The 10,981-nt window shown below is 49.0% G+C and carries 9 protein-coding genes; 7 read left to right on the forward strand and 2 right to left on the reverse strand.

From position 1 onward, the window contains the following. Nucleotides 1-91 precede the first annotated feature (91 nt). Together HV107_RS12780 and HV107_RS12785 are read left to right on the forward strand one after the other, a co-directional pair. Nucleotides 92-1,663 (forward strand): methyl-accepting chemotaxis protein, encoded by a 1,572-nt coding sequence (locus HV107_RS12780; RefSeq protein WP_182063425.1) that lies wholly within the window; start codon nucleotides 92-94, stop codon nucleotides 1,661-1,663. 108 nt (nucleotides 1,664-1,771) lie between these two features. Next, nucleotides 1,772-2,469, forward strand: a protein-coding gene (locus tag HV107_RS12785) for an IS1-like element IS1B family transposase (protein ID WP_095033700.1) whose coding sequence is annotated in 2 segments (ribosomal slippage) — nucleotides 1,772-2,021 and nucleotides 2,021-2,469 — 699 coding nt in all. Because the reading frame shifts where the segments join, the coding sequence is not laid out codon by codon here. 10 nt (nucleotides 2,470-2,479) lie between these two features. On the opposite strand, the gene HV107_RS12790 is transcribed toward HV107_RS12785, so the two are convergent. Both HV107_RS12790 and fbp read right to left on the reverse strand, forming a co-directional pair. Further along, on the reverse strand, nucleotides 2,480-2,764 hold the full coding sequence (locus HV107_RS12790) for a LysR family transcriptional regulator (RefSeq protein ID WP_182063426.1): 285 nt from the start codon (nucleotides 2,762-2,764) through the stop codon (nucleotides 2,480-2,482). Between the two features lie 150 nt (nucleotides 2,765-2,914). Beyond that, nucleotides 2,915-3,913: a class 1 fructose-bisphosphatase gene (fbp, locus tag HV107_RS12795; RefSeq protein ID WP_182063427.1), complete on the reverse strand. Its 999-nt coding sequence runs from the start codon at nucleotides 3,911-3,913 to the stop codon at nucleotides 2,915-2,917. A 198-nt stretch (nucleotides 3,914-4,111) separates the two neighbouring features. Here fbp and mpl point away from each other — a divergent pair, with 198 nt between their 5' ends. From mpl to HV107_RS12820, 5 genes are all read left to right on the forward strand, one after another. After that, on the forward strand, nucleotides 4,112-5,479 hold the full coding sequence (gene mpl / locus HV107_RS12800; protein WP_182063428.1) for a UDP-N-acetylmuramate:L-alanyl-gamma-D-glutamyl-meso-diaminopimelate ligase: 1,368 nt from the start codon (nucleotides 4,112-4,114) through the stop codon (nucleotides 5,477-5,479). A gap of 274 nt (nucleotides 5,480-5,753) precedes the next feature. Beyond that, nucleotides 5,754-6,578, forward strand: a complete 825-nt coding sequence (locus tag HV107_RS27520; protein ID WP_182063605.1) for a hypothetical protein — start codon at nucleotides 5,754-5,756, stop codon at nucleotides 6,576-6,578. A gap of 54 nt (nucleotides 6,579-6,632) precedes the next feature. After that, a complete protein-coding gene (locus HV107_RS12810; RefSeq protein WP_220458408.1) occupies nucleotides 6,633-8,030 on the forward strand; it encodes a MotA/TolQ/ExbB proton channel family protein in 1,398 nt (465 codons plus the stop codon). Continuing rightward, nucleotides 8,027-9,367 (forward strand): TolC family protein, encoded by a 1,341-nt coding sequence (locus HV107_RS12815; protein WP_182059369.1) that lies wholly within the window; start codon nucleotides 8,027-8,029, stop codon nucleotides 9,365-9,367. The genes HV107_RS12810 and HV107_RS12815 overlap by 4 nt, the downstream gene beginning before the upstream one ends. Further along, entirely contained in the window at nucleotides 9,364-10,632 is a 1,269-nt protein-coding gene (locus tag HV107_RS12820) for an HlyD family type I secretion periplasmic adaptor subunit (RefSeq protein WP_182059370.1), read from the forward strand. The genes HV107_RS12815 and HV107_RS12820 overlap by 4 nt, the downstream gene beginning before the upstream one ends. Nucleotides 10,633-10,981: the final 349 nt, after the last annotated feature.

The raw sequence follows: 10,981 nt of genomic DNA on the forward strand, positions 1-10,981 counted from the left end.
AACTTGAAGGATGATGTGTATAAACATTTTCCGGTAGAGGCCGATACTCTTCTTTTATGCCCAGAAATATCTCGCTACCGGAAATAACATCATGCTTAAAACGCTATCGATTCGTACCGGCTTGCTTTCGTTACTGGCCGTTATGACCCTTCTGCTGCTGATTGTCAGCGGTATTGGCATTTATGCCCTCACACAGAGTTCGACATCTCTCCAGCGCATCAACCACCTTCAGGGTGAGCAGATGGTGCAGCTTAATTCTGGCTATACGCTGATTTTACGTGCGCGCAACGAAGCCGGTCAGGCCGTCCGCATGATGGAGATCGGGATGCTGGACGATGCGGCGAAATCGGTGAAAACCATTAACCAGGAAGTCGCCCAGGCGCAAAAAACGCTGAAAGGCGTGATTGACGGTGGCGTGGCGGATAAACAGGGGCAGCAGCTTCTGGATAAGGTCGCAGCCAGCCTTGACGCCTATAACCAGCAGGGGATCACCCCAATGCTGAAAGCCCTGAACGAACAAAGCGCCGACAGCTATTATGATTTGCTGGAGAACAAGCTCATCCCGGTGGCGAAGCAGTTTGATAACGACATGCAGGCGTTCCAGGTATGGAGCGAATCGCGCGGCAGGGCGGAAGTCGGCACTGTGCAGTCGAGCAAAAACCGGGTGCTGGTCCTGATTATCGTCGCGGCGCTGCTGACGGCGGGCATTATTGTGCTGGCGTGGCTGGCGCTGCGCCATATGTTGCTCAAGCCGCTCTCAGCCTCTATTGCCCAGCTTGAAAACGTGGCATCGGGCGATTTAACGCACAACCTGAATACATCCGCGAGCCAGGAATTTAACCGCCTTAACGCCGCCATTGAAGAGATGCGCCAGTCGCTGATGGGCTCGGTTCTGCGCGTGCGTGACGCCAGCTCGCAAATTGACACCGGCAGCCGCGAGTTAACGGCGGGGAACATGAACCTTGCCCAGCGCACCGAATCTACTGCAACGTCGCTTGAGCAGACGGCCGCCAGTATGGAAGAGATCACCGCCACGGTGAAACAAAACGCCGATAACGCCGAACAGGCGCATCAGATGGCGAAGTCGGTGTCTGATACCGCCGATCATGGCAGCGAAATGGTTTGCTATGTGATTGAGAAAATGCGCGATATCTCAGGCAGTTCAGCCCGAATTGCGGATATTCTGAGTGTGATCGATGGCATTGCGTTCCAGACCAATATCCTGGCGCTGAACGCTTCCGTTGAAGCGGCACGCGCTGGCGAACAGGGACGTGGCTTTGCGGTAGTGGCCGGTGAAGTACGCAACCTCGCCAGCCGCAGTGCCGACGCAGCGAAAGAGATCCGCACGCTTATCAGCGATTCGCAGACGCATGTGCACGAGGGAAGCGAACTGGCGCAGCAGGCAGGCGAAACCATGGATGAGATCGCAACAGAAGTGCTACGCATGACCAAACTGATGCGCGAGATTGCCAATGCCTCCCTGGAGCAGAGCCATGGCATTGAGCAGGTTAATATCGCGGTGAATCAGATGGACGAAACCGCGCAGCAAAATGCGGCGCTGGTACAGCAATCATCCGCGGCGACACGCTCGCTGGAAGAGCAGTCGCGCGAACTGATGGAAGCGATGTCATCATTCAAACTGACGACTCAGCCTGCGGCATAATAATATCCTGCCCTGGTGCATTCTGTGCCAGGGTTTTATTTGATACATTTATCGGTGATGCTGCCAACTTACTGATTTAGTGTATGATGGTGTTTTTGAGGTGCTCCAGTGGCTTCTGTTTCTATCAGCTGTCCCTCCTGTTCAGCTACTGACGGGGTGGTGCGTAACGGCAAAAGCACCGCCGGACATCAGCGCTATCTCTGCTCTCACTGCCGTAAAACATGGCAACTGCAGTTCACTTACACCGCTTCTCAACCCGGTACGCACCAGAAAATCATTGATATGGCCATGAATGGCGTTGGATGCCGGGCAACCGCCCGCATTATGGGCGTTGGCCTCAACACGATTTTCCGCCATTTAAAAAACTCAGGCCGCAGTCGGTAACCTCGCGCATACAGCCGGGCAGTGACGTCATCGTCTGCGCGGAAATGGACGAACAGTGGGGATACGTCGGGGCTAAATCGCGCCAGCGCTGGCTGTTTTACGCGTATGACAGGCTCCGGAAGACGGTTGTTGCGCACGTATTCGGTGAACGCACTATGGCGACGCTGGGGCGTCTTATGAGCCTGCTGTCACCCTTTGACGTGGTGATATGGATGACGGATGGCTGGCCGCTGTATGAATCCCGCCTGAAGGGAAAGCTGCACGTAATCAGCAAGCGATATACGCAGCGAATTGAGCGGCATAACCTGAATCTGAGGCAGCACCTGGCACGGCTGGGACGGAAGTCGCTGTCGTTCTCAAAATCGGTGGAGCTGCATGACAAAGTCATCGGGCATTATCTGAACATAAAACACTATCAATAAGTTGGAGTCATTACCCATTTATCGCGGCAATATTATCGTGAATATCACCCATTAATATTTCCAGTGAGCTGGTTAAGGCTAATGCTTTTTCGGTGGGTTCCAGATACAAACCTTTACGGAAAAATAATGGCTCATTAAACAGTTGATTAAAACGCTTCAATGCCAGGCTCACCGCCGGGCGAGACATATCAAGGCGTATGGATGCTTTCGCCATGCTGCCACAACGAACAATTTCAATAAAAACAGGAATAAGATTTAAATCAATGCCGGTATTGGCACGAGAAAAGTTTTTCATCTTAATTATGCTCCAGGGAATATTTGTCAAACTGTTATGGAAATAATGCAGGAGCAGCGCTGAATATTAAAGCGTCATTTTTATATTCATTTATACGGTAAAATATATAAATGAGAAGGGGAGCCTGACTGGCTCCCCTGGAGAGAGGTGTTACGCGTCCGGGAATTCGCGGATGAAGCGTTCTACGTCTTCCACCATGTGGTTGTTGCCGACGAAGAACGAACGGCGCTGGTGCAGGCTTTCTGGCACGATATCCAGAATACGCTCTTTACCATCGCTCGCTTTGCCGCCGGCCTGTTCGGCCAGGAACGCCATTGGGTTGCATTCGTACAGCAGACGCAGCTTCCCGTCCGGGTGGCTGGCGGTGCTTGGGTAAAGATAAATGCCGCCTTTCAGCAGGTTGCGGTGGAAGTCCGCCACCAGTGAGCCGATATAACGAGAGGTATATGGGCGCTGGGTGTTCTGATCCTCTTCCTGGCAGAATTTGATGTACTTCTTCACGCCAGTCGGGAATCGGATGTAGTTGCCTTCGTTAATGGAGTAGGTGTTGCCTTTCTCCGGGAAGCGCATACGCTCCTGGCTCAGGCAGAACACACCCAGTGACGGATCGTAGGTGAAGGCGTGAACACCGCAGCCGGTGGTGTACACCAGCATGGTGGATGAACCGTAGACAACGTACCCCGCCGCAACCTGGTTGCTGCCCGGTTGCAGGAAGTCTTCTTCAGTCACCGGCGTGCCAACAGGCGTGACGCGGCGATAAATGGAGAAAATAGTGCCGACAGAAACGTTAACGTCGATGTTGGATGAGCCGTCCAGCGGATCCATCAGTACAACGTATTTTGCGTGCTCGCACCCTTCAAAAACGACAATTTCATCTTCTTCTTCAGAGGCGATACCCGCAACGATGTCGCGTGCGCGCAGTGCAGCTTTCAGTTTTTCATTCGCGAACAGGTCGAGTTTCTGCTGAACCTCGCCCTGCACGTTTTCGGCACCGCTGGCACCCAGGATATCGACCAGACCGGCCTTGTTGATATCACGGTGGATGATCTTAGCGCCAAGCTTTATCGCCGACAGCAAAGCAGTGAGTTCACCCGTAGCATGAGAAAACTCGTGCTGCTTTTCGACAATAAATTCACCTAACGTTTTCATAACACTTTCCCTGCATCTTATGTGAGTAGAGCGATTGTATGTTCACTAAAACGACTAAAGCCCAACAATCTTAACAAACATTCAAATATTAGCGCAGAGGTGAATCGCGCCAGCAGGATACGGATTTTCCTGAAATGCATTTCACAGCCGCTGACATGTGAGTAAAATGTGCTCCACATTGAAGAAGGATAGTGACGTATGCGCATTCATATATTGGGGATTTGTGGCACTTTCATGGGCGGGCTGGCAATGCTGGCGCGCTCGCTGGGCCATGAAGTAACAGGTTCGGACGCCAATGTGTATCCGCCGATGAGCACGCTTCTGGAGAATCAGGGCATCGACCTCATTCAGGGTTACGATGCCAGCCAGCTAGACCCGCAGCCGGATCTGGTCATCATTGGCAATGCCATGACTCGTGGCAATCCGTGTGTTGAAGCGGTGCTGGAACGCAATATTCCATACATGTCTGGCCCGCAGTGGCTGCACGATTTCGTTCTGCGCGATCGCTGGGTTGTGGCCGTTGCCGGTACGCACGGCAAAACCACGACTGCCGGGATGGCGACCTGGATCCTCGAAGCCTGTGGTTACAAGCCAGGTTTTGTGATCGGCGGCGTGCCGGGCAACTTCGACGTCTCTGCGCGTCTGGGTGAAAGCCCGTTCTTTGTGATTGAGGCCGATGAGTACGACTGTGCGTTCTTCGATAAACGTTCCAAGTTCGTACACTACTGCCCGCGCACGCTGATCCTCAATAACCTTGAGTTCGATCACGCGGACATCTTTGACGATCTGAAAGCTATCCAGAAACAGTTCCACCATCTGGTGCGTATCGTCCCGGGCCAGGGTCGTATCATCCTGCCGGAAAACGACGTCAACCTGAAACAGACGATGGCAATGGGCTGCTGGAGCGAGCAAGAGCTGGTGGGCGAGCAAGGCCACTGGCAGGCGAAAAAACTCAATGCCGATGCCTCTGAGTGGGAAGTGTTGCTCGATGGCGAAAAAGTGGGTGAGGTGAAGTGGGGCCTGGTGGGCGAGCACAACATGCACAACGGTCTGATGGCGATTGCTGCGGCACGTCATGTGGGCGTTCTGCCTGTGGACGCGGCCAATGCGCTGGGTTCATTCGTGAATGCCCGTCGTCGCCTGGAGCTGCGCGGTGAAGCCTACGGCGTCACGGTATATGACGACTTCGCACACCACCCAACCGCCATTCTGGCGACGCTTGCTGCCCTGCGCGGTAAAGTCGGCGGAACGGCACGTATCCTGGCTGTGCTGGAACCCCGTTCAAACACCATGAAGATGGGCGTCTGTAAAGACGATCTGGCGCCGTCTTTAGGACGTGCGGATGAAGTGTTCCTGCTGCAACCTCAGCATATTCCATGGCAGGTGGCGGAAGTTGCGGATGCCTGCATTCAGCCAGCCCACTGGCATGCCGATGTGGATACTCTGGCAGAGATGGTAGTGAAAGTGGCCCAGCCCGGTGACCATATCCTGGTGATGAGTAACGGCGGTTTTGGTGGGATCCATCAGAAGTTACTGGATCGCCTGGCAAGTAAAACGTTCGCGTAACGTTTATCGCTTGTATTATTAGCGACACTTGAATATATTTTTCGTGGAAGTTTAGATTAAGTTAAATCATCTTAATTGCGATATTTCCTGGGGGAGAAATTCCCCGGGAGGTATTGCTATTCATTTCTCCAATCAATGATGATCAAAAATCAATAAATAATATTGTTTTATTCTGAAAAGAGTAATTTCACGCTCAATTCGCCTTGAGAGTATACACATGGTTTATGGATAATAGCCTCTCATCCATTAATATTTTTCTCAGAGGTTAGTTTTTATGGAAGAAAGCAACCCGTGGCCAACGTTTGTTGATGCCTTCTCTACGGTATTGTGTATCTTTATATTTCTGATGCTGGTCTTCGTGCTTAATAGTATGTTGATTATGTATGAAAGCTCGAAAAAAAGCTATGAAGCTCCTGCGCTGATTGAGCAAATTGCTAAATCATCATCTTCTACCGTTGCGAAGAGTGGCGGTGCGACACCTGACCAGCAAAATCTTAAGGATACGAGTGACGCAGCGCCAAGCCCTGCAACCGCCAGCAACAGTCAGTCTGAGTCCGCTCAGGCCCAACAACAACCGGCAGCATTGCTCTCTGAATCTGAAATGATGGCCTCCGCCTCATCCGCTGAAGCCAGCCAGGCAAACGTGGAGGGCAGTGCATCGGATGGTGAAAAGACGATGCAGGCGAACGCCGATGAGAACAAAAAGGGTGAGGTGATCAGACTGGCTGATAACCAGACTGCCGCATCGATCAAAGGTCAGAACAGTGGGCGGTTTGATTCGCAGGACACCCCCCCGGTCTGGGGGATCAAAGGTAACCAGTTTGTTATTCACTTTAAAGGTCTGGAACAGGGATATCCGGCCGAAGCTATTGAAGAAGTGAATAAGTGGTTGGGGGTAAATAAACCTTTGGTTATTACTGTTTATGCTCATCCAACAGAATCGATTGCTGTATCAGATGCTATGCGTTTGGCGTATGAGCGTGGGGTTATTCTTTTGAAAATCCTCAAAGGCAAATACCCACATGATGAAATATCTATTTCAGTTGTAAATGAATCAACAATGTTAAGTAACAGCGCTGTTATAACCCGGAGTGAATAATTTTTTATGAATTTTTTTAAAAGATACCATGCATTTATTCTGGCGCTGGTTTTTATGTTTTTACCTGCCGCAATATTATGCATACCTGCAATTTACGACTATGTGATTGATACATGGCACGTTGCTGCCTTTTACAGCTCAATTATTATAGTGCTCTATTTAACAGGTTGCGGAACTGTTATTTTCTCGTTCATTGAAATTGCGAAATGTGTCAGCGTCCTGCGAAAGAAAAATGCCGAAAAGCACTCTTATCTGCTTGGCGACGCGAATAAGATCGTTTTCTCTCCTGCCCATGGTCTGGATGACGACACCATTGCCTCGCTTTACGAGAGCATGGATAACAGCGTTAACCGCAAGCAGAACCAAAGCCTGGCGGGGGTGATGACCTGTGCAAACCTGTCAACCATGATTGGCCTGCTGGGAACGTTTGCTGGACTGTCGATGACAATCGCTTCGGTTATCACGCTGCTTGAGAAATCTCAAATAACCGGCGGTAACGAGGCGGATATGCTGAGCATTATCGTCAACGTGGTTTCCTCGCTTTCTGAACCGCTGAAAGGGATGAACACCGCGTTTGTCTCCTCTATTTACGGGGTGGTTAGCGCCATTCTGCTTAACGTTGTGTGTTCATTCTTGCGCGGTGAATTCGTCCGTTTATCGATCGATCTCCGTAATGCTCGCCTGGACTTTGTGCGTGAGTGCCGCGGGCGTAAAAAGCCTGTGGTTGAAAAGACAAAAACGCTGCGGATCATCACCGATCTTGATGATGTCATTAAGGAATTCAAAGAGGGCATGTTTGCGTGGCAGGAACGTTTGTCTGGTGCCTTTAGCGAAAGTAATCGCAGTCTGAAGTCGCTGCTCGATACCAGTACTGAAGCGTCACGTAACAACGGGATGTTTTATGAACGTATTGTGAATGCCGTTCAGGAACAGACTGAGAGCATGGAAAAAATTGATCGTGGTATTTCGCTTAGTTATGCCACGCTGGGCTCTATTGAGCAGGGTATTCAGGAGAGTACTCAGTTCCTCAAAGGTCAGCATGAACAACTGGAAGCGATTGGCCTGAATCAAAATGCGATTTATTCAGGTCAGCAACAGCTTCAGAGTCAACTGGCGGAACAGACAGAAGCCGTTAGTACGGTGATTAGCCAGCAGGAAACGTTGCAGGAAGCCGTACACAGCGCCAGTGAAAGCATCAGCCATGTTGAGGCGACAGTCGGAGAGATGTCTGCCGTGGCCGATCGCCATTTTACCGCTCAGTCAGTGCAGATGCAGGATATGAGTGACACCGTTAAGGGGATGGAACAGGCCAACGCGCATCGTCATGTTGAAACGCTGGCCACGCTTGAAAGCCAATCTCAGACATTTGAACCACTGCTTGGGCAAATTGCAGGGATGCACAGAAGTTTGCAAAAGGAAATCAATGTCATTAAAGGGCAGGAAAATAAATGAATATGCGATTAATTGCACTGCTGTTTTCAGCAGGGCTTTTACCTGTTTCGCTGAGCGTAAAGGCAGACACGACGGCAGGTACGTTGCCGCTTCGTACTTTAATTATTCATGCGTTGAATACGCAGCCTTCCGTGGCGATGGCGTCCTGGGAAACAGAGATGCGTCACCAGGAAACCAACATGAGCAAGGCGTCACTCTATCCAACGCTGGATGCTTCCTCTGAAGCGATGCGTAAAAAGACGGACGAGCATGACAATGAACAGAACATTGAGAACAAGCTCGCCCTGAGCTATCGCGTTGCCGATTTTGGTGTCAGAAGTAGCAATATAGAGAAGGCAGAGCACAAGGAAGCCGCCAGCCAGTTCGATTTTCAACAAGAGTTGTTGAGCGTTGCACAGAAAACGTCAGATGCCTACCTGGCAGTTGAAAAGACCCGCCAGATTCTGACCGTCATCGACGGTGAGAAATTATTCTATAAAAAAATGCTCAGTGATTTCTCAGAGTTAATCAGCGCTGGCGCTGCGATGCAGTCTGATATTCGCAAGGTACAGGTCTCTATTGATTCACTGAGCACTCAGGAGCTGAACTACCGTGCTCAGCTGGATACGCAGCTCATGATGCTGCGTAACATGACCGGTGATTACGTCACCGCTGATAATCTTGGGAAACTGCCTGAGTTTTTCAATAAGTACATTTTCAATGTACACAAAGACGACATCATGAAGGAAATCATGAAAGATAACCCTACTTATCTTTCATTAAATAAGGCCGTGTCTGCCGCATCTGCAGATTACTCCGCTGCAAAATCCGCCAATTATCCTGTCGTTGATTTTAACGCCGGTTATACCGATAACTCGCCGTCGAAAGATGCCCAGCAAGATGATTACCAGGATGAATTTAAGGTTGGTATTAAAGTTGGAATCAATATCTTTAACGGCTTTAAAAATCAATCTGAAGCGGCAAAGTTTAGCGCCAAATACACGCAGGCAAAACTGGGGCTGGATGATTTCTTAATTCGTTCGCGTAATAGCGTTGATGCCTCTGTTTCAAAATACCAGACGGGAGCTGATTCATTAGTGATCTCAACGCGCTCGTATGATAACGCCGGTAAATTGATAGAGTTGTATAAAGAGGAGTTTAAGCTCGGGCAAAAATCATTACTCGATTTTATCTCCAGTAGAAATGAGCACTACCAGGCGCATCTGACAATGATTGAATCACAATTTGCAATCTATCAGGCGAAGCTGGATCAGATGACACAGTTAGCAAAATTGCTACCTGAACTTTATCTGACACCTGGAGAAATACAGCCCCAGAGTGGCTCATTAATACAATGAACAGAAAACAAAGTGACCATCTTATGATGGTCATCATCGTTATGACGTTGTTGATTTTAACACTCTTTGCTTTTATCAAAATCAACTCGGTGGTTCATGGTAACGGTGTGATCATCACCAAGGACAATACCCAGGTCGTTTCTCTTTCGAAGGGAGGAACGATCGATGCTATTCATGTTGCGGAAGGGGATTTTGTGACGAAGGGACAAATTCTCGCCGAAACAACGAACTTTGATATTCAGAAAGAATATGAGCATGTGAAAGCGCAAAGCGAATACCTGACCATCTATATCAAAGAGCTTAACAGCGTATTAGCCCGGAAAGGTGATTTTAGAGACTTTGATACGACGGTGCTGACGAATCAGGATCTCATCGGCAACATTCAGCTGCTGAATAGCCAGGAGCGGACAAAAGAGAGCAAGGTCAATAGTTTAAACTCTGATATTGAGCAGCTCGGCGTGGCGCGGGTCAGTAAGAACAGCGAACTTTCGCTGGTGCAGGAAGAGGTCAATCTTCTTTCGCCACTGGTAAAAAAAGGGATCAGTTCTTACACCACGTTTCTGGGTAAGAAACAGGCTGCCGTCCGTCTGAAGAGTGAGATTATTGAGCTTGAGCGTCAGATGATTGCCAAAAAAGAAGAGATTAAGGTTACCCGTGGGGAAATGGATGATGGTTATTATGCTATTCGTAATACATTATCGAAAAACCTTGTCGATGCGCAACGCGAAGCCTCACTGAATAAATCGGCTATGACGGTACTGACAAAGCAGATGAATGATTCCAGCGTGCACTCACCGGTTGATGGGGTGATTTATAAAATTAACAAAAATGCGTTTACTAAAGGTGGGGTTATTCAGGCCGCCGATGCGCTTTTTGAAATAAAACCCATGTCAACCAGGATGATTGCTGAAGTTAAAATTCAGCCAAAAGATCGTGACCAGATATTTGTCGGCGGTGAGGCGAATGTGAAAATATTGTCTTTTATCCTTTCCAGTACCAAGCCCTATAAAGGCGAGGTTGAACAAATTAGTCCGGATTCTTATGAGGAATCAATAAACGGGAATATAGTTAGATACTATAAAGCCATTGTCGTATTCGATATCGCTGATAAAGACCGTGAATCTATTAAGCCGGGCATGGCCGTTGACGCTTATGTAATTACTGGCAACCATAGTATCTTAAAATATCTCGCCTCGCCATTGCTGCGTGGCGCGCAACAAGTTTTCAGTGAGCCGGTCCTTACTGATACAAAGGTAACTCATTAATCATGGTAATAATATGAGCAATACTATCTTCGTAAATAATGATTCTGTTGTTGATTTACAACAGTACGGTAAAATGGAAAATGCCAAAGTTGTCATTAGCGGGACCGACTTTAAATTTATTTTCCCAGGCAATAAAGAAATTAACGTTGTTAACGGCGCACTCTTTTCGAGCCTTGATAAAAATAGTGTAATCTTTAAGTTTCAGGGGAAAACCATTTCTGGCCAGGACCTCCTGAAATCGGTTGACCTGAGCAATCTCGAACTGGAAAGACTCGACTCGGCATTGTCTGACCAGCGTCAGGAACATGTCCTTAAAGATAATATTGGTAAGCTGAGTGATGTTGACGCC

The organism is Enterobacter sp. RHBSTW-00175 (assembly GCF_013927005.1).
GTDB lineage: Bacteria > Pseudomonadota > Gammaproteobacteria > Enterobacterales > Enterobacteriaceae > Enterobacter.

Coding starts and splice junctions, on each gene's coding strand:
- HV107_RS12815 (WP_182059369.1), top strand. CDS start 8,027: ATGAATATGCGATTAATTGCACTGCTGTTTTCAGCAGGGCTTTTACCT.
- HV107_RS27520 (WP_182063605.1), top strand. CDS start 5,754: ATGGAAGAAAGCAACCCGTGGCCAACGTTTGTTGATGCCTTCTCTACG.
- HV107_RS12820 (WP_182059370.1), top strand. CDS start 9,364: ATGAACAGAAAACAAAGTGACCATCTTATGATGGTCATCATCGTTATG.
- HV107_RS12810 (WP_220458408.1), top strand. CDS start 6,633: ATGTTTTTACCTGCCGCAATATTATGCATACCTGCAATTTACGACTAT.
- HV107_RS12780 (WP_182063425.1), top strand. CDS start 92: ATGCTTAAAACGCTATCGATTCGTACCGGCTTGCTTTCGTTACTGGCC.
- fbp (WP_182063427.1), bottom strand. CDS start 3,913: ATGAAAACGTTAGGTGAATTTATTGTCGAAAAGCAGCACGAGTTTTCT.
- HV107_RS12790 (WP_182063426.1), bottom strand. CDS start 2,764: ATGAAAAACTTTTCTCGTGCCAATACCGGCATTGATTTAAATCTTATT.
- mpl (WP_182063428.1), top strand. CDS start 4,112: ATGCGCATTCATATATTGGGGATTTGTGGCACTTTCATGGGCGGGCTG.